At 71.4% G+C, this 23,150-nt stretch carries 12 protein-coding genes; 3 read left to right on the forward strand and 9 right to left on the reverse strand.

Going from position 1 to position 23,150, the window contains the following annotated elements; translation table 11 throughout:
- Positions 1 to 63 precede the first annotated feature (63 nt).
- The 8 genes from KF823_15020 to KF823_15055 all read right to left on the reverse strand — a co-directional run bounded on the left by KF823_15020 (position 64) and on the right by KF823_15055 (position 15,164).
- Positions 64 to 3,840 (reverse strand): translocation/assembly module TamB domain-containing protein, encoded by a 3,777-nt coding sequence (locus KF823_15020; GenBank protein MBX3727219.1) that lies wholly within the window; start codon positions 3,838 to 3,840, stop codon positions 64 to 66.
- Positions 3,837 to 5,699: an outer membrane protein assembly factor gene (locus tag KF823_15025; GenBank protein MBX3727220.1), complete on the reverse strand. Its 1,863-nt coding sequence runs from the start codon at positions 5,697 to 5,699 to the stop codon at positions 3,837 to 3,839. The genes KF823_15020 and KF823_15025 overlap by 4 nt, the downstream gene beginning before the upstream one ends.
- 24 nt (positions 5,700 to 5,723) lie before the next feature.
- Entirely contained in the window at positions 5,724 to 6,437 is a 714-nt protein-coding gene (locus KF823_15030; protein ID MBX3727221.1) for a VTT domain-containing protein, read from the reverse strand.
- A 220-nt stretch (positions 6,438 to 6,657) separates the two neighbouring features.
- Positions 6,658 to 9,456: a lamin tail domain-containing protein gene (locus tag KF823_15035; protein ID MBX3727222.1), complete on the reverse strand. Its 2,799-nt coding sequence runs from the start codon at positions 9,454 to 9,456 to the stop codon at positions 6,658 to 6,660.
- 580 nt (positions 9,457 to 10,036) lie between these two features.
- Entirely contained in the window at positions 10,037 to 10,804 is a 768-nt protein-coding gene (locus tag KF823_15040) for a hypothetical protein (GenBank protein ID MBX3727223.1), read from the reverse strand.
- A complete protein-coding gene (locus KF823_15045; protein MBX3727224.1) occupies positions 10,804 to 13,101 on the reverse strand; it encodes a hypothetical protein in 2,298 nt (765 codons plus the stop codon). The genes KF823_15040 and KF823_15045 overlap by 1 nt, the downstream gene beginning before the upstream one ends.
- 499 nt (positions 13,102 to 13,600) lie before the next feature.
- Complete coding sequence (locus KF823_15050; protein MBX3727225.1) at positions 13,601 to 13,942, reverse strand: hypothetical protein; 342 nt, start codon at positions 13,940 to 13,942, stop codon at positions 13,601 to 13,603.
- Positions 13,943 to 14,267: 325 nt separating this feature from the next.
- A complete protein-coding gene (locus tag KF823_15055) occupies positions 14,268 to 15,164 on the reverse strand; it encodes a hypothetical protein (GenBank protein MBX3727226.1) in 897 nt (298 codons plus the stop codon).
- 176 nt (positions 15,165 to 15,340) lie between these two features.
- Between KF823_15055 and KF823_15060 the strand changes: the two genes are divergently transcribed.
- On the forward strand, positions 15,341 to 18,286 hold the full coding sequence (locus KF823_15060; GenBank protein MBX3727227.1) for an SUMF1/EgtB/PvdO family nonheme iron enzyme: 2,946 nt from the start codon (positions 15,341 to 15,343) through the stop codon (positions 18,284 to 18,286).
- Positions 18,287 to 18,529: 243 nt separating this feature from the next.
- Here the strand turns inward: KF823_15060 and KF823_15065 are convergent, their stop codons facing one another.
- Positions 18,530 to 20,800, reverse strand: a complete 2,271-nt coding sequence (locus KF823_15065; protein MBX3727228.1) for a hypothetical protein — start codon at positions 20,798 to 20,800, stop codon at positions 18,530 to 18,532.
- 170 nt (positions 20,801 to 20,970) lie between these two features.
- Here KF823_15065 and KF823_15070 point away from each other — a divergent pair, with 170 nt between their 5' ends.
- Together KF823_15070 and KF823_15075 are read left to right on the forward strand one after the other, a co-directional pair.
- The gene (locus KF823_15070; protein ID MBX3727229.1) at positions 20,971 to 21,555 is read left to right on the forward strand and encodes a DUF2799 domain-containing protein; all 585 of its coding nucleotides are present in this window, start codon (positions 20,971 to 20,973) and stop codon (positions 21,553 to 21,555) included.
- A 1,017-nt stretch (positions 21,556 to 22,572) separates the two neighbouring features.
- The gene (locus tag KF823_15075) at positions 22,573 to 22,968 is read left to right on the forward strand and encodes a hypothetical protein (GenBank protein MBX3727230.1); all 396 of its coding nucleotides are present in this window, start codon (positions 22,573 to 22,575) and stop codon (positions 22,966 to 22,968) included.
- Positions 22,969 to 23,150 lie beyond the last annotated feature (182 nt).

Below are 23,150 nucleotides of genomic sequence, written 5' to 3' on the forward strand. Positions count from 1 at the left end.
ACCGTGAGGAGCGCGTGCCGGCGCGGACGGCTGGGCACCGCGCCCGCTGCCTTGTCGCCGCGCTCAGCGCTCGTAGCGGTAGTTGATGCCGGCCTTGTCCTCGCGGGTGCCGGAGGAGGCCTCCAGTTCGAAACGTTCGCTGAGCCGGTAGCGCAGCATCAGCAGCTGGCTGCCGTCGAACAGGCTGCGGCCATAGCCGAGGTAGAGCCGCGGCGACAGGTACTTGCCGACGGTCAGCGCACCGGCGCCCAGCTCCCGCGAGGAGCCGACGCCCACCTCATCCAGCCCAAGGCGCGCGCCCAGCGAGCGCGCCAGCAGGTCGCCGCCGGCGGTGGTCAGTGCCGCGGCGGCGGTGCCGAGCAGGTCGGCGTCGCTGGCGCTGGTGGCCTGCCGCAGCGGCCGGCCCAGCACCAGCCAGGACAGCGCCTCGGCCTGGTCCATGGCCGGCACCGAGTAGACCTCCAGCACCGGCCGCGCGGCGTTGCCGGTCACCGCCAGGCCGACCACCACTTCCCGGACGCGGCGTACGGCGCGGATGTCGAGCAGCGGGTTCTCGATCGGTCCGCCGGCGAACACCAGCCTGCCGCGTTCGATCTCCAGGTCCTGGCCATAGGCCTGGTAGTCGCCGGCGACGACGATCTCGCCGCGCGCGGTGGTCGGCCGCCGCGGCCGTTCGCGTACCTGCAGGGAACCGGTCAGACGACCATCCAGGCCATAGCCCTCGATGGTGACGCGCTGGCCCAGGCGGACCTCGATATCGGCGATCACGGGAAGCGCCGACGCCGCCTCGCTGGCCACTGCCTGCTCGTCGTCGACCACCACGATGTCCGGCGAGGGCCGTGCCGCGCCCAACTCCAGGCGATCCGGACGCAGCGCCGCCTGCGGGACCAGCACGGTGCCGGTGACGCGCAGACCGCGCGCATTGCCTTGCACCTGCAGGTCGGGCGAGACCACCACGCGTGCCGCGGGCAGGTCGGCCACCAGGACCTCCTGGCCGGTGACGCGCAGGTCCATGGGCAGCCGTCCGTCGGCGGGCAGGCCGACCCAGCCATCGACCGCCAGCGTGCCGCTGCCGCCGGTTCCGGCACGCGCCTCGACCTGGAAGCGGCCATCCTCGCCGCTGGCCACCCGGGCCGTGCCGTCGCGCACGCGCAGGCCCAGGGCGGGCAGTTCGGTGGTGAACGCCGACAGCGTCAGCTCGCCCTCGGCGCGCGGCGCCGCCAGAGTGCCGGACAGCGCCAGGCGGCCGTCCAGCCGACCCTGGGGTTGCTCGAGGTCGGGCACCAGCAGCGCCAGCAGCGACAGGTCGGGCAGGGCGAGCTCGACGTCGCCCTGCAGCGCCCGGGCCTCCCCCTCCGTGATGGCGCGCGCCTGGATGCGGCCGGCGGGCAGCAGTTCGACCTGGATGTCCGCGGATCCCTGCGCCGGCTCCAGGACCAGGGTGGCCTCGACGGTGGTCCAGCCAACCAGCATCTCGTCCGCTTCGCCCTCAATGCCGGCCAGGACGAGACTGCCCGGCGAGGCCTCGACGCGGGCACTGCCGAGCAGGGCGCCATCGCCGTCGATACGCAGGCGCAGCTCGCCGCCCAGCTCGCCGTCGGCGCGCAGCTCGCTGGCCGCAAGCGCGGTCAGCCAGGCCGCCGGCAGGCGGCGCAGGCTGGCGTCCAGCGCGCCGCCGGTCTGCTCGCGCCAGTCTGCGGAAACACACAGCCGGGTCGGCGCGGCCTGCAGGCAGGCCTGCGCCAGGTTGAGCTGGGTGGAGGACAGGGTCAGCGCTGCCGGTTCGGCGAGAACCAGGGGCTCGGGCAGGTCTGTCGCGCGCAGGGTCAGCTCGCGGAGCCGACCCTCGAAGGCCGGTCCTGGCTGGCTCAGACGGCCGTCCAACGCCAGCGCCACCGAGCCCCGCCCGGCCACCGCGAACTCGGCGGCCAGCTCGGTCAGCGCGTCGCGCGACGCCAGGCGCATGGTGAGGGCGTCGATGCGTTCCTCGCCCACTGCCACGCCGCTTGCATGCAGCGTCGCCGTGGGCTGGCCGGACAGGTCGGCGCGTAGGTCGAAGCTTGCCTCGGCCTGGGCGACCTCGAGGCCGGGCACGCGCAGGGCCCGGGCGTCGGCGCTGCCGGCCAGGGACAGCGCGGGCCAGGTCCCGGTCACGCGCAGGTCGGCGCTGGCGCTGCCGTGGGCGCCCTCCAGCACGAGGCCGGGTTCGGGCAGACGCAGCACCACGGCGGCATCGAACGACGGCGCCAGGTCACCCGCCACCTGCAGCCGGTTGTCGCCCAGCTCGATGGCCAGGTCGGCGGCGATCCGCTCGCCGCTGGCCGTCAGCCAGCCGCCGCCGGTCAGCGGGCGGTCGCGCAGGGTGCCGCCGACGCGGTCGAGATCGAGACGGCCATCGATGCCGCCCGCGTCGCGCAGCGCGCCGCTCGTGCGGGCCTCCAGGTCGACCGCACCGGGCCAGTCCGGCGCCAGCATGCCCGGGTCCAGACCGCGCGCCGAGAGCGACAGGTCCCAGGCCGGCGCGGCGGCCAGGTCGAGCGTGCCGGCGGCTTCCAGCCAGCCCGCGCCGGTGCCCAGTCTGGCCTGGCGAAGCGCCAGGGTGCCGGCCGGGTCGCCCTCGACCTGCAGGCGCAGGTCCAGGATGCGCCCGTCGACCGTCGCGACCAAGGCGGCGGTCGCGGCCAGTTCGCCGTTGCTGCCGGCCACCACCACCGTGCCGCTGCTGTCCAGGCGCTGGAAGGGACTGGCCAGCGGCGGGCTGAGCGACTGCCAGGCGAACACGCCGTCGGCATTCAGGCCCGCCTGCGAGAAGTCCAGACGCCCATTGCCGAGCACCCGTCCGGGACCGTCCGCCTCGGCGACGTCCAGGCTCTCCACGACCAGGACCGGGTCCTGCCAGGTCGCAGCGAGGCGATTGAGGACCAGGGTCTGATCGTCCAGGGCCAGGGTTCCGGAGAGCGCGCCGGCCGTGCCCTCGCCCTCGCCGGTGAGCGCGAAAGCCACCCTGCCCAGGGGCGGGTCGGCCAGCAGATCGGCCAGTTCGATGCCGTCGCTGCGCGCCTCGAGCAGCCAGGCGGCGCTGCCCGCGCCGGCGGGACGGCTCAGACGCAGCGTGGCCGGCCCCGGCTGGTGCAGCGCCAGGTCCAGCGCGGGCGTCGATTGCGGCCCGCGCACCCGCAGGTCGGCGCGGACCGGTGCGGCCATCCCGTCGATCTGCCAGGACCCCGCCAGCCGGGCCTCGCCGGTCCAGTCGGCGGCGGTGTCGACATCAGCGTCCAGGCGCAGCTCGCCCTCGGGGGCGCGCACCTGCAGGGCATCTACCTCGACGCGCGCGCCGCGCCAGCGCAATCCGCCGGTGACCTCGTCGAGCACCAGCAGCGTTTCGCCGGCGGCGTCCTCGACCCGCACGCCATCGACGCGCAGTGCGTCGATGCGCAGCGCCACCGGCAGCGCGATGGCGGGCAGCTCGAACGGCGCAGCAGCTTGCGCCGGGGGCTGGGCGGGCGCAGGCAGGCGCACGCGAACCCCCTCGACCGTCACCCCCGTGAGGTGCAGCTCCCCGCCCAGCAGGCGGCGGCTGCGTGGGCTGATCTCGAGCACGTCGGCCTGGATGCGGCCCACCGCGGGATCCTCGTAATCGACGCCCTCCAGCCGCAAGCCACCCAGCAGCGAGCCTTGTGCCCGCTGCCAGCGCAGGTTGTCGTCGAGCAGGATCGCGGTCCGGCCGAGCACGAAGCGCAGGCCGCTGCCGGTGCCGCCCAGCCAGGCCACCAGCAGCACGAGCGCCAGCAGCACGACGGCCAGGCCCAGGACGATACGGCGGAGCCAGCGCCGCCTCACAGCGACGGTCCGATGACCAGGTGCAGGGCGATCTGGCGATCCGGTCCGTCCAGCCCGTGTGCGATGTCCAGCCGCACCGTGCCGACCGGCGAGCGCCAGCGCACGCCGGCGCCGATGCCGGTGCGGGTCCGGAAGCGGCCCTGGGTGTAGGCGTTACCGGAATCGACGAAGGTCGCCACCGCCCAGTCGCGCGCGACGTCGCGTTCGAACTCGACGCTGGCCACGGCCAGGTGCTCGCCGCCCAGCACCCGGCCCTGCTCGTCCTCGGGGCCCAGGGTCTGGAAGCCGTAGCCGCGCACCGTGCGGTCGCCGCCCGCATAGAAGCGCAGCGGCGGCGGCAGGGCATCGAAGTCGTCCACCCAGGTGGCGCCGAGCTGGCCGCGCAGGTGCAGGCGCTGGCGCTCGCCGAGCGGATGGATCAGGCGCGCCTCGGCACGCAGCTGCACGAAATCGGTATCGGAGAGCAGCGCCTCGCTGCCGGCGCGCGCCTCCAGCGCCAGGCTCCAGCCGTGCGTGGGGAACAGGTCGTCGTCGGCGACCCGCCGGCTGAGCCGGCCTTCGGCGAACACCAGGGTGGAGTTGCGGCGCTGCTCGGCGACCTCGAAGTCGCCGTACATGGCGCGCAGCCCCAGGTCGCGCAACCAGCCGCGCCACAGGCGGTTCTCCATGGCGTACAGGCTGGTGGTGTCCGAGCGGCTGGTGTCGGTCTCCTCGCGCAGGTGCGAGACGCCGACATTCAAGGTGCGCATGCCTTCGCCGGGCCTGGGCATGGCGTAATTCGCGGCCGCCGCGGTGCGCCGCTGGCTGAGCTCGGCCTCGCCGCTGACCCGGTGGCCGCGGCGGTTGACCCAGCGGCGCAGCGCGCTGCCACGGACACCGACGCCCGAGTCGGTGCCGATCGACACGCCGCCGGTGAACACGTGACGCGGTGCAGGGGTGACTTCGACGACGATCGGCACGCTGGGCGGTCGATCGTCGTCCTCGTCCGCCGAGGCTTCCTCGGCTGTGCCGCCCTCGAAGGCCTCGCGAGTGGCATCGCCTGCCGGCTGCCGGTCCTCCTCCGGGCGACCTTCGACCAGCTCGCCCGCCGGACCGCGCCGCCGCGCGATCCGTGGCGACACCGATACGAAGGCGAAGTAATCGGCATCGATCAGGCGACGTTGCAGGGCCAGCAGGTCGTCGGCGAGATACGGTTGGCCTGGACGGTGCCGGACGAAACGCTGCATGAAGTCGTCATCGAACTGCGAGCCTTCGAAGACCGTCTCCCCGTATCGGTAGCGCGGCCCGGTGTCCCAGGCCAGTGCGATGTCGGCGGCCCGGTCTTCCCGATATACCCTCACCTGCGACGTGGTCTGCCGCGCCCGCAGATAGCCGCGGCCCTCGATGGCGCTGCCCAGCGCGGACTTGCCGCGCTCCCAGTCGCTGTGCACCAGGCGGTCGCCGGCCTGCAGGGGGAACCCCGGCAGCAGGGCGGCCAGCCCGGGATCGCCGGCGCCCTCGCCGAGAAAGCCGATGTCCAGGTCGCGCACCCGGATCGCATTGCCGACCCGCACCCGGTAGCGCGCGATCCAGTCCTCGCCCTGCCGGCTCAGCTCGCCCTCGACGGTGGCCCGGTAATAGCCGAACGCTTCCAGCGTGCGCAGCAGGGCGTCGGGCCCCTGGGCGTGCAGGCGGCGCGCCTGGCCGGGGCTGATCCGGCGGTCCCGCCAGGCGTACAGGGGCGCCGCGCGTTCCAGGCTCTCGCGCAGCGCGGCACCGCGGATGCCTTCGATCTCCACCCGCACTGCCGCGGCAGCCGGCGCAGCGCTTGCCAGCATGAGGATCAGCCACAGGGCCGCGGCGGGGAATCGGGTTCGCATGCCGGCAGGCTAGCCTGCCGTTCCTTAACGTTCTGCGATGGTGCCCCTACGGGAACGCAGCAGCGCCGGGACCAGGACCAGCAGGGACAGCGCCAGCAGGGGCAGCCACCAGCGCGGATCGCCCAGCATCTCGGCGCGCAGCGGCCGGCCGGAACGCAGCTCGAAGGCCAGCTGGCTGCCCAGCCAGGCGAGCAGGCCGGCGTTGCCCAGCGGTCCGATCGCGCTGGCGGCGATGAACACCGGCCAGGGACAGCGCAACAGGGCCAGCACTGCGGTGGCGATGCCGTTCGGCAGCACCGGCAGCGCGCGCAGGAACAGCGCGAACAGCAGGGGGCTGCGTCGGAACCGGTCCTGCCACTGCGTGGCGGCGCGACTGGCTCGCGGGTCGAGTTCGCGCGAGGCGGAAAGCGCCAGGCGCAGCGTTGCGTACAGCACGCTGGTGCCCAGCACCGTCCCGACCATGGCCGCGGCCAGCGCCGGGCCGACGCCGAGCAGGAATCCGGCGGCCGCGAACAGGCCGGCCGCGCCGGGCAGGCCCAGCGTGCTGACCAGGGCGATGGCGAGTGCCAGCAGCGCGGCGGTCAGCAGTGGCCGGCTGCTGGCCAGTCCCAGGAAGCTGCTGGCCTGGTCGAGCAGGGCGGTCGGGGTCAGGCGTTCCAGGTTGCCGCTGGCGACCAGGGCGACGGCCACGAGGCCCAGCAGGAGCAGCGGCAGCAGACGCAGGAGGCGCACGTTCATGGCCGGATGGTAGCCGCGGCGGCCCTCGGGTGGCCGCTCGTCGGATCAGGGATTGCGGGCGGGGTGGGGACCGGGGACCGGGGACCGGGGACCAGGGACCAGGGAGCAGGGAGCGGGGGAGAGCAGGGATCAGGAACCGCACCGGAAAAGAGGGAAGGCCGCACTGGGCGGCCTTCCGGGGTCACTCGGGGTGGCGGCGGCCCTGGCCGCCGCGGCCCGTTCAGCGCACGCAGCGGCCGACCAGCTCGAAGTCGTAGGCGCCGATGCGGTCGGTGAACAGGCGGATCACGAACCCGTCATGGTCCGAGCTGCCGACCGCGCCGGTGCCGGTGTTGCGCAGCTCGGCAGGCGCGTCGGCGTTGCCGCGGCCGTAGACCAGACCGCCGCACCAGGGCAGGGTCGCGACATTGACCAGGCCGTGATCGAGCACCTGCACGTTGCCGAGCTGGCGCGGGTCTTCGCCGATCAGCGGGCCGAAGGACTCGCGGAACGCGTAGGAATAGCGGTCCTCCAGCGGCACGTCCTCGACCAGGTTGAGCAGCGGCGGGTCGACCAGGTTGGGGCCGGCCAGCTGGTACTCGTTCTCGTCGTCGTCGTAGGTGCCCATGATCAGGCCGATCACATCGACATAGCCGTCGGTGTACTCGAAGGTGTTGTAGTCGCCGACCAGCACCAGGGGCACGTCCTGGGTGTCGATGCCGCCGACCGGGTTGGCCGGTTCCAGCTCCTCACCGGTCTGGAAGCGCTGCACCAGGCGGCCGATCGACTTGCCCTGCTCGAAGCGCTTGAAGCGCACCCGGGTGCTGGCCGGGGGCGGGTCGTTGATGCCGATGAAGGAACGGGTGTGGTTGTTCATCACCGCGAAGCGCTCGCCGGCGCCACCGGTGAAGGTCGCCTCCAGCAGGTAGGGCGGACGGTCGTGCAGCGCGCAGGGCGGCGTGCCGCTGCACTGGTCGATGGTGACGGCGGCGTCCAGGTTGCGCACCCGCTCCACGGCCACCCGGCTGGTCTTGACCAGGAAGCCGACCCGGATTCCGTCGGGGAACGGGCTGGTCCCGGTGTAGGCGACGTAGTCGGTGCCGTAGTCGGTGTTCAGGCGGGTCGCCAGCACGGTGCCGGCGGTGGCGGTGCCGAGCTCCTGCAGTCCGACCACGTCGGGCAGGCCCAGCACCTCGCCGATCTGCTCGGCGATGCGCGCCACCTGGGTCGGGTTGCAGGTGCCGCCGACGCACAGGTTCAGCACGTTCTGCGAGCCGATGCGCAGCTCGGCGTCGCCGCCGCTGGCCGGCACCGCGCGCGGCAGGTCGACCAGGACACGGTCCAGGGTCACCGGGCGCAGTGCATAGTTGCCGAACTGGTAGCTGATCACGCCGGTCGCCGAGAACAGCTCGCCGCCGAAGATCGGCGTGCCGACCGGCACCGCGCCGGCGCCATCGGCGTCGAGCTCGAACACCTCGGGATTGCCATCCCACACCGGCAGGCCGGGAAGCGGCGGCACCACGGTGGGCAGCAGGCCCCTCTCGCGCCGGGCCCGCTCGCCGCTGGCGGTCACGAAGGCTTCGGCGAACAGGTCGCTTGCGTAGCGCTGGTTGCCCATGTTCACCGCGCCGGCCGGCACATGGACCAGCATGTTCTCGAAGCATTCGAAGTTGGTGTCGCCGCAGCTCAGGTTGGCCGGATCCGGCGACGGCCGGGTCTCGTCCAGCACGATGGCGGTCGGCATGGCGGCGCCGGAGGCCGTCACCGTGACGGTCGCCTGGGTCAGCTGGGTCCAGTTGAAGTACTCCTGGACGCGAGCGGTGACGTCGACGACGTCGCCGATCTGCGCCGGCTGGCTGGCGCCGGTGAACACGAAGATGCCGTTGCTGGTCATCGCGTCGTTGTCGTCGCGGGCGTCCGGCGTCTGCATGAAGAAGCCATTGCTGGCCAGGGCGGTGACGACATTGGCCTGGGTGGTCACCATCTGGCCGAGGTCGTTGCCGCTGGCCGGCGCGTAGGGCGAGCGCAGGCCGCTGCCCTGGATCTCGAAGATCTCCAGGACCAGGGCGTCGTCGTTGAGGATGGTGCCGGTACCCGTGCCGGTGCCGACCACCACGCCGGCGGCGCCGGTGGTGATGCTCACCGTGAAGGTCTCGTCCGGCTCGGGCACGGTGTCGCCGACGATGTCGACGCTGACCGTGGCCTGGGTCTCGCCTTCCTCGATCAGGAAGCCTTCGGCCAGCGCGATGTAGTCGTCCGGGGCGGTGGCGGTGCCGTCGGTGGTGGTCGCGGTGAACGCGATACCGCCGGTCGGCGCCGGGCCGGACAGGGTCACCGTGAAGTTCATCGGGGTAAGACCGGCGTTGCCTTCGGCCTGGCTGACGCTGTCGATCGACAGCACCAGGTCGCCGCCGCCGGCGCAGGGCGCCAGGGCGGTGGCGGTGTTGCGCGGTGCAGGTGCGCCGACCGTGAAGTCGGCACTGTTGTCGCCGGTGTTGTCGCAGCCGTTGCCGTTGCGCAGGGCGGCGGTGGTGTTGCTGAGCGGCGCCGTCGGCGCATTAGGCGCGGTCGGGCAGTTGGCGGTGCCGAAGCCGACGAAGTCGAGGATCGTCGGGCCGGACGGGCAGGTCGCATTGGCGATCTGGTCCGTGCCCAGGATCAGGGCGACCTTGCCGTTGGCGGCGGCCATCGCGATGTTGCCGGTGGCGTCCGGGGTGGGTAGGGGCTGCGTCCCGCCGGTGCCGGCGGCCTGCTGGATCAGAAAGTACTGGCCGGGTTGCAGCACCACCGCCGGCAGCACGGTGCGGTTGTTCCAGGTGTTGCCGGTGGCCGAGGCGTAGGCGACCTGCAGGCCGTCCAGGCTGGCGGGCGTGGTGCCGGCATTGAACAGCTCGATGAAATCGTGCGTATAGAACGCCCCGGCATTGCCGCCGCCGCCATAGACCTGGCTGATGACGACCTGCGCCGATACCGGCGCGCTGGCGAGGGAACAGGCGAAGACGAGCGCCACTAGGGCGCCGCGCAGGCGTAAGGCAGGCATGGGGAAACCTCGGACGGGCAACAGGGGGAGTCAGCGAAGTGCAGATGTTACCGGCGAAATGTGACCGGTGGGTGGCACCGCCAGCGACTGGATGCCCCATCGGGCCACCTGGGTGCGACTGTGCCTTGTCTGCCATGTGCGCGGGACCCCGGCATTGCCGGTCACGCGGCCGGCGCCGCAGCGTGGTGCTGGAGATCTTCCGAAGACTGAGTTGCAGGCTCTCCCGGCCCGCTTCCGCCGATCGCCGCCCGCTCCCCCGCGTCCCGACGCCGCAAGCGCGCCCAAGCGAAATGCCCCTCCCGCCCGCCGGGACAGAATGCCCGGAACGCGGCACCCCGGCGCCTGGGGCTCAGCGACTGGCGACCCGCAAGCCGATCCGGGACGCGTCCCCACACCCTGGGAGCGAGCGGCGGGCCGGTCGAAACCCACCTGCCGCCGGGCTGCGCCTGGTTCGGCGAGCGGAGACCGGGCGCGATGTCGGCTTGCCGGGGCGGTCCCCTGCCGCGCGCAAGCGGGCAGGGGCGAACGCCGCAGTGGGGTGGCGACCGTCGGATGCGCCCGACCCGTGCGGTCAGCGGCGTCAGGGCGACTCGAAGCCGTTGGCGAAGATGCGGTCGCCCGGTGCCGTCGGCCGGCCGCTCCAGAAGCCCGCCTGGAGGTCGAAGCCGCCGGCCGAGGCACTGCCGGCGTCGGGTTGGCCGACCGTCGAGCCGCGCAATTCGAAGCCGCCGCCACCGGCGCTGCCACCGCCGGCATCGATGGTCCAGCGCCTCAGCGCGATCGCCGCCTCGCCGAAGAACGCATCGTCCCAGCGCACCAGTCCGCCGATCCCGGTTCCGATCGCCTTGCGGATGGACAGCGCGACCCGCACCGACTGGATGTGCGGGCCTGCGGGATGCCAGGTCGACGAGGCCGACTGCCAGTCCGGCGTCCCCGGGTTGACGGTCAACGATTCGATCGCCGCGGCCTCGCCGCTGCACAGGGCATTGGCGAACTGCATGACCACCAGCCAGGCCTGGACATCGGCCTCGCCTTCGTCGAGCACGCGCGCGGAAGCGCCGTAGGGGACAGGTTCGACCGGGTTGACCGGCAGGCACTGCGTGAGCACGCCCGCTGCTGCGTTGGTGCCGGGGTTGGCGTTGCCGATCTGCGCCGAACCGGACGCGGGTGCGCCCTGTGCGTCCTCGGCCACCCAGGACGCCGAGAACCCCGGACTGTTCTGGATCTGCCAGCCGCCAAGCCCCGTGGCGAACCCGCCGTTGGCCAGCTGTGCGGCGGCCGGCGGGCAGAGCGCGTTCCCGGCCAGCAGCAGGCCTGCCGAGAACGCGGCGCGCCATGTCCGGGCCATCACGCACCTCCGGACGGCTTGTCGGCCTGGTCGATCACGGTGCCCCTGGTGACCGGCTGGCCATGGCCCTGGGGATACAGGTAGCGGCCGCGCTCGCCGGCCGGCTTGTCGACCTCGACCTCGATCCGGTGGTCGCGCGCCCAGGCGTCCTGGCGAATGCCGGACACCTGCCAGCTGACCTTGACCTGCGGCTGGCTGGTCTGGATCACGAAGCGGTTGCCGGCGACCTCTTCGGCGACGATCGCCTGGGCAAAGCTGCCGATCACCGTGAGCTGGTAGCGGTAATCGCCGTTCAGCGCCTCGAACCAGTCGGGCAGCTCGACGGTCGCGAAGCCGCGGGCATCGGTGACGATGTTGCCGTTGTACAGGTTCATCATGTCCGGCGACTCGACGAAGCTGTGGTACAGGTACTTGTTGCCGGGGTCGAGCGGATGATCGATCCGGAAGCTGCCGCCCAGCTTGGCGACGTTGCCCACGACGTTGACGTTGCCGTCGAAGCGGGCGGCCTCGGCGCCCGGAACCAGGTTGACGAACTGCGCGGCCCGGCCGCTGGCGCTGTTGACCTGGCCGTACACCGCGATGCCGGAAGTCGCGGGGTTGGTCAGTTCGGCACTGAGCGCCCGCCCGCCGGCACCCGCGCTGCGCGCCCGGATCGCCCAGGAACTGGCGGCGCCGAGCGCTTCCACGGTCAGCGTGTCGCCGCTGGTCGCCTGTGCCGTGGCGAAGATCGCATTGGCCGTCCCTGTCGTCGCGGTGTTCTCGGCGCGCAGCCCGGCGCCGCTGGCGGCGCCGGAGCGGGCGCGCACGCCGAGCGCGCCGCCTGAGGCCGGCGTCGCGTCGGCATCGACCGCCGTCGCGCCGCTGCCCGAAACCGTGGCCCACAGGCCGGTCTGGACGCCTTCGGCCAGCAGGCCGGTCGCGCCGCTGCCATGCACGCCGACACCGCTGCCGGTGCCGATGCCGCGCAGGCCGATGAAGCCCTGGCCGCGCGCGCCGGTGCCGTTGCCCGATGCGGCCACCGCCTCGATCGCCGTGGTGGTGCCGGTGCCGCTGGTCGCCTGGGCGCGCACCACGACGGCCTCGGGCGAGCTGCTGGTGGCGCCCAGGGCGATCGCCTCGCCGCTGCCGGACAGGTTCATCGCGACCACGCCGTAGCCATCGGCGTTGCTGCCGATGCCGCGCACGCCGGTGCCACCGGCGGTCGCCGTGCTCGCACCCTCGACACCGACGCCGGTACCCGACGCGGACTCGCCGCGCACGCCGGCGTTGAAACCGGTGATCGCCGTCGCCTGGCCCAGCACGCCGCGGCCGTCCGGCGACACGACCACGCCGCGAACGCCCGCCCCGGTGCCGGCGGCGAGGTTGTTGACGCCGAACACGCCATCGGCGGCATTCGCCGCAGCCCGACCTTCGATGCCCCGAGCCGATCCGATACCGAGCACGCCAACGCCCTGCGCGTTGTCCTGTGCCTCGCCATGGATGCCGACCGCGGCGCCGCCGCCGGCATTGATGTTGAAGCCGCGCAGGGCGGTGAAGGCGTCGGTGCTGGTGACGGTCAGGCCGTGGCTGCCGCTTCCGGCCCAGTGCTGCCCCAGGTGCTGGTGATTGCTGTGGGCGGCATTGAAGCTGTTGCCGGAGCCGGCGAAAACGACACTGAAGGTGGTGCCGGCGAGGTTAAGTCCGGCGCCGGCGCTGTAGCTGGTGCCGGCATCGGCCTGGCAGGTCCAGGCACTGCCGTTCCACTTCGGAATCTGGTTCAGGCTGCAGCCCTGCGGCAGCTGGAAGGTCGGCACGATCGAGAACTCGCTGCCGGCCAGGGACAGGCCGGTGCCGGCGCTGTAGCTGCCGCCGGCCTCGTTGGCCGGCGCCCACTGGCTGCCGCTCCACTTCAGGACCTGGCCTGCGGCCGGTGCAGTCGCGCTGACGCTGCGGCCGCGCAGGGCGTTGGCGGACGCTGCCAGCGGCGCCGGCAGCACCGCGATCCGGGGTGACAGCACGACGCCGCCCGCCTCGATCTCCAGCCAGCGCGGCGTACCGTCGAAGACGACGCCGGGAAAGTCCAGGTCGATGGTCAGTACGCCGTCGGCGATCGGCCAGGCCGGGGCGTCGAAGGCGGCACCGAGCGGGCTGCCGCCGCTTGCGGCGCCGAACAGGCGGAAGCGCAGGTCCGTGTCGCCGTTGATCGGGTTGCCGGCCTGTTCCAGCACGCCCTGGAAGGTGAAGGGTTCGGCGTGCAGGTTCGGTACGGCCAGCGCGGCGGCGAGCGCCACAGCCAGCCATCGGTTGCGCAGGTTCATCGGTGAGCCTCCATGGTGGTTTGCGGTCCGGCGCCCGCCAGCCTCCCGGCGATGCGATCCGACCGGGCTCCCTCCGCATGGGGCGTGCCAGGCCCGCTGCGCCTGGACCTGGCGAATGGCCGCGTTCGGCAGCGCGAACACCGGCGGCCTGCGCGGGCCCGCGCGGTTCGCCATCGCGAACGAAACCGGCCCCTCGCCGCACGGCACCCGCCCGGTGGTGCCTCCAGGAGCCCAGGCGACATGGGGCGGCTACGCGCGCAGTCGCCTTTCCGGTCTGCGAGGCTGCGACCAGGCACCCGCAGGCCTCGGCACGCGCCGGCCGGCACGGGGGGGCGGATCCAGCAAGGGCGGCGGACGCTGCGGCGACCGCCGCGCAGGGCCGGTGCGTGCTGTGCCAGCGGCAGCCGCAGTCGCGCCTGGTGGATCGGCCGCCCCGCCGGCTTGTTTTCGGGCGCGACTTCCGGTGACCGTCGCGGTGGTGGACCGGACCAGGTCCAGGTCAGTCAGCGCACGCGCGGCTCAGTCGTTCCAGTTCGGCGAACAGGGTTTCGTCGACGCGGGTGAAGTTGAAGCAGGTCTTGCCCTGCCTGCGCCTGGACAGCTCCGGCGAGAGGCCGTCCGCCAGTTCCGGGCGAACGTACAGCGGCATCAGGTGGTAGGCCACGTAGGACTTCTTGAGGGTGACCGTGCCGAACCAGCCGGGCTGCCGGGTCCTGGGGTCGATCTCCGGCGTGCGCAGTTCCAGCGTCCCCGGCGCGTCCTTGGCGGCGATCATGCCCGGCGCCGCCTCCAGCATCAGGCGGCGCAGGCGCGCGAACACGACAGCGAAGCCCCCAGTCATCCCGCAATCTCCTTGTGCCGGTCAAGGCCGCCATGATGAGAGCAAATCAGCGCTCCGGGCACCAGGGCGCCGCGGACACCCGCCAGGGCCTGGTCGCCGACGTCGCCGACATACTGCGACAAGCCAGGAGCAGGATTGACCTCTCTCGGACGACTGCGCGAGAAGCGCGAACCGACTCCGTTCTCGCCGCTGCGACGGCGCCGCACTTCTCCCCTCCCCCGCCGGCGGGGGAGGGGCGGGGGAGAGGGCCGCCCCGCGCAGGGCGTACACCGGGGGCCTGGGCTGTTCCACGTGTCCGACGGCGGTGTGCCCGTTCCCGCCAGGCTCAGCGATGGCAGAGGCGGGCGAAGCGCGCCGAGCCGATCAGGCAGCACTGCGAGGGCCGCAGCCGCGTGCGCGGGGTGCCGTTGAACACCGACATCACGTTGCCGACCTCGTCGTCGTGCCGCCACAGGTCCGCCAGGTGGCCGATCTCATGGACCAGGGTCGCGGTGTCGACCAGGGCATCGACCGCGACCAGCACGTAGTTGGTCCCCGGGATGGCATGGCCGCGCGCGCCGCTGTCCAGGCTGCGGATGAAGTAGACGGTCACCCCGCTGCAGCAATCGCAGACGTTGCGGTTGAACCAGGCGAAGGCCCGGTTGAACAGTTGCCCGGCGCCGGTCGGCACGTTCTCGATGAGGTCCGGCTTCGCGACGAAGCGGATGCTTCCGACCACCAGCGTGACATTGCACTGGCGCAGCAGTTCGTTGGAATCCCGCACCATCTGTTCCGCCTGTTCTGCGGTGATGGTCGGTCGGCCGCGGTCGTCGGTCAGGATGGTCAGACACAGCGGAATGCACCTGCGCAGTTCGATGCCCGCCCGGCAGAGCAGGAAGGCCAGCCAGCGGAAGGCGATCCAGTCGACCAGCCAGCACACCCACTTCAGCACGAAGATGAGGTACTCGACGAACAGTTCGACGAACTCGACGATCGTCTTGAGCACGGTTTCGCAGATCCATTCGGTGACCGTCTCCAGCACCTCGATCAGGCGCCGGACCCAGCCGCAGAGCACGCTGAGCGGCCAGGGCAGCCGGCGGCAGACGCGCTCGGCCACCTCGCGCACCACCCGGATGGTGCGCGTCACCCAGCCGCACACGGTCTCGACGATCTGACGCAGCAACGCCACCAGCACGCGCAGGATGCCGACGATCGGGGTGAGGACCAGGTTGCACAGGGTCATGGCACACCTCCGGGAGCCCACGCGGACCGCACGCGGCGTGCGGCCCTGCATGGATCTACGGAGATTTCCCGCCGGACCCGACAGGTGTCCGGATTCCGTGCCTCGCCGCGGCCTGCCCATGACACAGGCGGCGCGCATTCCGCGCCATGGCGGTCATCGATTCCCTCGCGGAGCCCATGACCGTGCCGAAGCCACCGTCCAACCGTCGCACGACCGCCGCGGTACGCCGCGGCCGGCCTGGGACGCTTCTGCCCGTCCTGGCCCTGCTCGCCGTGGCCGGCCTCGCCCATGGCCAGGGCGTCGACGAAAACTTCCAGGCCAACGCCGACGGTCTGGTGACGGCGCTCGTCGCCCAGCCCTTGGGCGGTGCGCTGGTCGGCGGCAGCTTCACCAGCGTCAACTCGGTGCCGCGGGTCAATCTCGCGCGGCTCGGCGCCGACGGCGTGGTCGATACCGGCTTCTCGACGCCGGCCAACGGCATGGTCCGCACGCTCTCGCTGCAAAGTGACGGGCGTGTGCTGGTCGGCGGCGCCTTCACCGCGCTCGGCGGACAGCCGCGCGCCTTTCTCGGACGACTGACCGCCGGCCTGGGCCTGGATGCCGGCTTCAATCCCGCACCGGACGGTGAGGTCAGGGTTGCGCTGGAGCAGGCCGGTGGACAGATCCTGGTCGGCGGGGCCTTCTCGCAGATCGCCGGGCAACCGCGCAGCCGGATCGCCCGGCTGAACACCACCGGCGCGCTCGACGGTGGCTTCGATCCGGGCGCCAACGACACGGTGACGGCGCTGGCCGTGGACGCCCAGCAGCGGATCCTGGCCGGCGGCCTGTTCACCGAGCTTGGCGGCCAGTCCCGCCAGCGCATCGCACGGCTGCTGCCGAACGGCTCCCTGGATCCAGGCTTCGCGCCACAGGCGAACGGCGCCGTGTTCGCCATCGCCCTCGATGGCGATGGGCGGATCTTGATCGGTGGCGCCTTCACCGAGGTCGCCGGCCAGCCACGCAGCCGGATCGCCCGGCTGTTGCCGAACGGCGCGCTGGACCCCGGTTTCCAGGTGCCGCTCGACGGCAGCGTGTTCGCGCTCGCGGTCGAGCCGGGCGGCGCCGTCGTGGCGGCGGGGACTTTCGCGAATGCCGGCGGTGCGCCCCGCTCGCGGCTCGTGCGCCTGCAGGCCGACGGCAGTCTGGATGCCGGGTTCACCACCGGCGCCGACAACCAGGTGACGTCGATGGCGCGCCAGCCGGACGGCAAGCTGATCATCGGCGGCGCCTTCGTGAATGCCGGTGGGGTGGTCAGGCAGCGCGTCGCTCGCCTGGTCGCCGCCGTGCAGACCGCGCAGGTCGATCCGGGCTTCGCGATCGAGGCCGACGCCGCCGTCAATGCTTTCGCGGGCCTTCCCGGCGGCGGTGCGCTGGTGGTCGGCGAATTCACCGTCCTGGGCGGGCAGCCGCGGACCCGCATCGCGCGCCTGGACGCCGCCGGCCAGCTCGATCCGGCGTTCGCCCCGGCGGTCGACGACACCATCCGCGACGTGCTGTACCTGGCCGACGAGAACCGCTACCTGATCGCCGGGAACTTCTCGACGGTGAACGGCCAGTCGCGTGCCCGGATCGCCAAGCTCGACCCCGCCGGCGCCCTCGATCCGGGCTTCTCGAACCTGTCGATCGGCGGCTTCGTGATCCGCATGGCGCGCCAGCCGGACGGACAGGTCGTGGTCGGCGGTGGTTTCGGAACCATCGCCGGGCAGCCGCGCTCGAACCTGGCGCGCATCTCACCCGCGGGTGTCCTGGACGCAGGCTTCGATGTCGCCGTCAACGACCAGGTCCAGGCAATGGCGGTCAGCAGCGACGGCATCCACATCGGCGGCATCTTCAGCACGGTCGGCGGACAGAGCCGCGCCAGGCTCGCCCGCATCCTGTTCGCGGGCAGCGTCGATCCGGGCTTCATCGTCAATGCCAACGGCCCGGTGCGCAGCCTGGTGACGCTGCCCGATCGCAGCCTGGTGGTCGGCGGCAATTTCGAACTGCTGGCCAACCAGTTCCGGACGCGGCTCGGCCGCGTCGCGCCGGACGGCACCCTGGATCCCGGCTTCAACGCCGGCGTCGCAGGCACCGCGGCCGCCAACGGGGCCGTGACAACCCTGCACCTGACGGCCGGCGGCATGCTGCTGGCAAGCGGCGAGTTCACGCTGATCGGCGGCCTCGAGCGCGGTCGCCTGGCCGGCATCGGCATGGACGGGCAGATCGATCCGGGCTTCAACCCGGGCACCACGGCCGGTGCCCCGCGGGCCTTCCTGGATCTGCCGGGCGGACGGGTGCTCACCGGCGGCAACTTCCAGCGGGTCGCAGGCCTTCCGCGCGGGCGACTGGCCATGCTGGTCGTCGATCCGATCTTCGGCGACGGCTTCGACGGGGCGACCTCGGGCGGCGGCTCCGGGCTCGGCATCGGCTTCGGCGCCGAGCAGTTCGCCCTGATCCCGGCCGGGTCGTTCCAGATGGGGACGGTGAGTGGCGGCCAAAGCGACGAACGGCCGGTGCGCACCGTGACCCTCTCCGCCTTCCGCATGCAGAAGACGGAAGTCACCCAAGGACAGTGGCGCCAGGTCATGGCGGGCACCAGCCTCGCGAACCCGAGTTTCTTCTCCAGCTGCGGCGACACCTGCCCGGTGGAGCGCGTGAGTTGGCTCGACATCGAGGAGTTCCTGACGCGGCTCAATCAAATTGATCCCGGCAAGGGCTACCGACTTCCCACCGAGGCCGAGTGGGAATACGCCGCCCGCGCCGGCACGACCGGGGACTACGGCGGCACCGGCGTTCTGAACGACATGGGCTGGTGGAGCGGGAACTCGAACGGCCGCACGCACCCGGTAGCGCAGAAGCAGAAGAACGCCTTCGATCTGTACGACATGCACGGCAACATCTGGGAGTGGGTGCAGGACTGGTACGACACCTACCCGAGCGCGCCGCAGACGAATCCCACCGGACCCGCGACCGGATCGTTCCGCGTGCTGCGCGGCGGGTCGTGGGTGTTGTTCGCGGCTGGCGCGCGCTCGGCCTTCCGCGGCAGCCTCTTGCCCTCCTCCCGGGTCAGCAGCCACGGCTTCCGATTGGTGAGCGCCCCGTAGCCACCTGCCCTCCATCAATGGCCTCTCGGCGGACATCGAACACAGCTGCGGCACGACGGCCTCGGGCGGACGGGTGCTCACCGGCGGCAACTTCCAGCGGGTCGCAGGCCTTCCGCGCGGGCGACTGGCCATGCTGGTCGTCGATCCGATCTTCGGCAACGGCTTCGACGGGGTCGCGCTCCTCGAACCTCGTTGACGGGCGACCAGCCGGATTCCATGCGCGGCGATGGATGACCCCGGTTCTCAGCCGCAGCGCGCGTAGCTCAGCACGGCGCGATAGCGCTGCATGCCCTCGGCCTGCGGGTCGCTGCTGGCCTGCCAGGCGCAGATGGCCGGCGCGATGACCGCGTCGTGCATGGCGCTGCTGCCGTTGTCGCGCAGCAGGTCGGGGCGGTAGCGGGCCAGGAAGCGCAGCCGTTGCGGCCAGTCCAGCGCCGCCAGGCGTTCGGCCAGTGCGGCGTGCACGGCCTGCGTCGCCGCTTCGAAACTGTCGGCGCGCTGCGCGGGCGGCTCGAGCAGGTCGAGCACGGCCAGCCAGCGCGCGTGGCGCGAGCCGACCGGCGCCCAGTGGCCGCGCACCAGGTCGGCGTCGTCGTACGCGGGCAGCGCTGCCGCCTCGCCCGTGTGGCCGCCCTGCAGGGCCGCGCGCCAGGCGCTGACCGGTGCGCTGTCCATGCCCAGCCAGCCCGCCAGGGCGGGATGCCGGGGCATCCAGTACAGCGCGCTGGCGCAGACCAGCAGCCACAGCGCGAGCATGCCCAGCACGCGGTGCCAGTCGGCCGCCTGCCAGTGGCCGTTCAGTGCCGCCAGTCCGGCCACCAGCAGCAGTCCGAGGGCCACGCCGAAACCGCCCAGCACCGCGCTGCTGCCCTGCAGCCCGACGCGTGCCGGCGTCGCCGCCAGGGCATCGGCCTCACGCTGCACCGGGGTGCCGGCCGGCGCGTCGGCGCGGTAGACCACGCGGAAGCGCTCGTCCACGCCCGGCTGCATCCAGTGGATCGGCAGGCTGCGGTCCAGGGTGTCCAGGCCGCCCAGCACGCCGAAGTACATGCGCCGGTAGGGGCCGTCGGCGCCTCGCCCGCGCGCGCGGTCGATCTCCAGGCGGTCGAAGCGCAGCACGCCGTGCTCGTCGACCTTGATGTCCAGCACCTGGCGGGGGATGGCGAAGTCCAGCCGGGCGGGCACCAGGCCGCTGCGCGCGGCGTCCTCCAGCACCTTGCCGGGTTCCACGGGCTGCCCCTGGGACTTCTGTCCATAGTGGGGCCAGGCCAGCGGCCGGCGTGCCGTGGCCGCGTCGCCGTCCGCGCCGACCTGCACCTCGACCAGGGTATGCGCGGTGTAGCCGCCCAGCGGGTCGTCTTCGCTCGTCCAGGGCGCGACCAGCCATTCGAAACGTTCGAGTTGCGCCTGCGCCACCGTGTCCCAGGGCGGCTCGACGGCGAGGCGGCCGGTCAGGCTGAGATGCGCCTGCGCCGCCAGCCACGCCGCGACCAGGCAGACCAGCAGGCCCGCGAACAGCGGTGCGCGCAGCAGCCAGGCGGCGGCCGTGCTCAGGCCGCGCGAGATGACGCCGTCCTGGCCGACCACCCGGTCCAGGTTGCGCGGCAGCGGCGCCTGCGAGGCCAGAAGGCGCGCCAGCAGCGCCCGCGCCGGGGCCTCCTCGCTGAACCGGGCCAGTTCCAGCGACTGCGGCCGCGCCACCATCCGCACGCCCGGGTCGCGGTCGAGCAGGCCCGGCAGCACCACCGTCCAGTACAGCGTGCTGGCGTGCAACTGGCCGTAGGTGGCGGCGTCCTTCAGGTACTGCGCCGCCAGCGCCTTCACCTGCTCGGGCGTGTAGCCCTGCCTGGCGAGCGTGGCCTGGGTCTGCTTCAGCCCGTCCCCCTTTTCGAACAGTCCTTCCAGTTGCACGCCCATCGGCGGCACCAGGACGGGCGGCCGCGAAGGGCGGCGCGGCACCCGCTGCGTGAACAGCTCCAACGGCCCCATCGCCACGCTGCGGTACAGGCGCGGATGGCCCCAGACCACGCGCTGCACGGTGGTGCGGTCGCCGAACAGCAGAATAAGGACCAGCACCGGCAGCAGCACCAGGACCAGCGGCCCCAGGGCCGCCGCCACCAGACCGGTGAGCGGCGGCAGGGCGTCGTCCGGCCGGGCCAGGGTGCCGAAGGTCAGCAGCCCGGGTGCGAAGAACACCACGAAGGCCAGCACCGTCAGCGCTCCCTTGCGCAGCTTGCTGGGGCGCGGCGTGGTGATGACCAGGCAGCCGGCGCGCTCTTCGACCACCGAGTCGGCATGCACGGCGGCCTGGCGGCTGAGCCATGGCATGCCCAGGCCGAGCAGCGCCATGGCCAGCAGCGGCCCGAGCATCTGGTCCAGGAACGGCGCCAGGATCACGGCGATCACGCCCAGGGACACCAGCACGGCAAGCATCCGCCGCGCGGGCGTCAGGCCCAGGTTGGGCGTGTCCTTGCCGCTGCCGGCTCCCTGGGACCCCTCGTTGTGCTTGTCCATGCCCGTTGCCACTCCCCGTGTGCGCCGGCGGCGCCTTCCGTCAGGGCAGCACGAAGGATGCCGGCGGCGGGGGCCACGGGGCGAGCGGCGCGGCCAACCGGACGGTGCGGTCCTGCGCACGCAACCCGACCCTCGTCCAGGCCTGGTGGCCCGCCCGCTGCGCTTTGCGCGTGTCAGCCAAGGACCGCCGCCACCTGCCCACCGCCATGCCCCTGCCTGCCCGCCTGCTGCTTCCCGTCCTGGCCCTGCTGACCGGCTGCGCCACCCTGAGCGAACAGCAGTGCCACAGCGTCGACTGGTGGCAGCTCGGCCAGTCCGACGCCCTGGCCGGCGCCGGCCCGGACCACGTGTTCCGGCACCGCGAGGCCTGCCAGCGCCACGGCGTCCTGCCCGACCAGCACCAATGGCTGCAGGGCTATGCCCAGGGCCTGCCCGCGTTCTGCACCGGCAGCCAGGGCTATCGCCACGGCAGCCGCAACGGCGACTACCACGGCCAGTGCCCGCCCGATCTGGAAACCGCCTTCCTGGCCGGCCTGCAACTGGGCCAGGAACTGCACGAGACCGACCAGCGCATCGCCGAGCAGGACCGCGAGATCGAGCGCCTGCGCCGCGCCATGCGCGCCGAGGACGCCACCGAGACCAGCCGCCGCATCGACGGCCGCTGGCTGGACCACCACAAGCGCGAACGCGACCGCCTGAACCAGCAGCGCTGGCGGGTGCAGGAGCGGGCTAGGGCGGCGGGGTTCGTGTACTGAGGGCCCGCGTCCCTGACTTGCGGGTTGATGCGCCGGCTGCGAGGATTCCACCAGGCCACTTCTGGAGCCTGGAAACACTGAAACGACGCTGGAGCTAACGAGAATCGGACGCGGAGCCGCCTATCCTCTCTTGGCGGCGCGAGAAATGCACTCCGACCCCATTTTTTGAAAACCAAATATACGCGCAGAAGAGTGCCACGCAGGGAGGGCCGAGCACAGCTGTCTGGATCCCATTAAGTGCACCGGTGATCCAAGGTGCGAGCAGAATATTGCGGCACGGAGAGTAGAACTGGAAAACACTTGGCGAACGTCTGCGGGGGTATTTAGCAAATGATGTACGCTATGGTTCGGCTCATGCTAAGCTTAGTCGGGAACAATTGTCCATTGTCAGATGATTTTCTCGTTGATTATGCAGTTAATCTCGCTTCACGAGATATTGGCACCTATGTTCTAGACTATTCTGGACGGGTGGAGCGTGGGTTTGGGGGAGTCTCAATTATACTGACGCACCCAAACCTATATATTGATTCTCATATTGTTTATGAGCTTGATTGCAATTCACTATACTTCTCAAAAGTCTTTCCTTATTGAGCAGGGGCTGATCAAATGGCGGCGTAGGGGGGCACCCTATCGCCGCATCTGTCAACAGGAAGAACGCCGCTCTCCCGATGCCGGTTAGTGCAGCAGGAACGGGGTCAGGTTCAGTTTTTTTAGGGCGTGAACGCGTTTTGCGGGCGAACAAAAATGTTCTCCGGGGGAGTCTTCGGAGAACGGGGTTGGGGTCGACTTCTTACGCACGGCGACGCGCAAGGTGCACTCAAGCCAAATCGCGCCAGCTCAAGCCCCCAACTTGCGCTCGCTTGCTTTCTGCTCGGCGATCCGACAATGCAGAACGAAGCCTACTACTGCTCGCCCAGAGAGTGGACCTTCAGTGAGGTCAGACTGAGGTACCAACGGTTGTGCAGCTCATACAAGGTCAAGGAACCCCTCTTGTTGCAGTACCCATACGAATCGGAGTTGGCCAAGCTCAAGCATGCGCTATGGGATATTTCCTTGGCCGTCAAGGGGCAAGATGAGGCGGCTATTGAAGTCGCAATGGAATTTGTATTGTCAAGAGTCTTCTTTCATTACTCAGGGTATATTCGTTCAACTATGGCCAGACGGCTGAAGGGCGTCAGTCTGTCAGAAACAACGAAGGAGCGCTTGCGACGCGGTCTTTTCGATATTTTCTCATCCGACATCTTCGGGCCAGAGCACAAGGAGTTCGCGCGGCTGCTGCGAAGTATCGGGCTGGGTGCAATGGAGGCGGAGTACAAGATGCTCCTCAATGGCAGTCCCAAACAACAAGCGGTGGGCAGAGAGGTATTCAGCAATTTGGCTGTGCCTATTGGCAGTCGCCCAATTGAGACGTAACCGCTGAGGGCTGCCTTCGCTCTCCAGGCACAGCGGAGCCCGAGTCGCGTGGAGAGCAGGCTTAGGGAACCCAGGGTTAGAGTCTATTTTTCTCACACGGCGACGCGCACCATGCGCTCTGGCCGCAGTCCTGCATAGTTGGCCTGCTTTGACTAATATTCACGGTGTAGAAGAGTGCTTCC

The organism is Lysobacterales bacterium (assembly GCA_019634735.1).
Taxonomy (GTDB): Bacteria; Pseudomonadota; Gammaproteobacteria; order Xanthomonadales; family UBA2363; genus Pseudofulvimonas.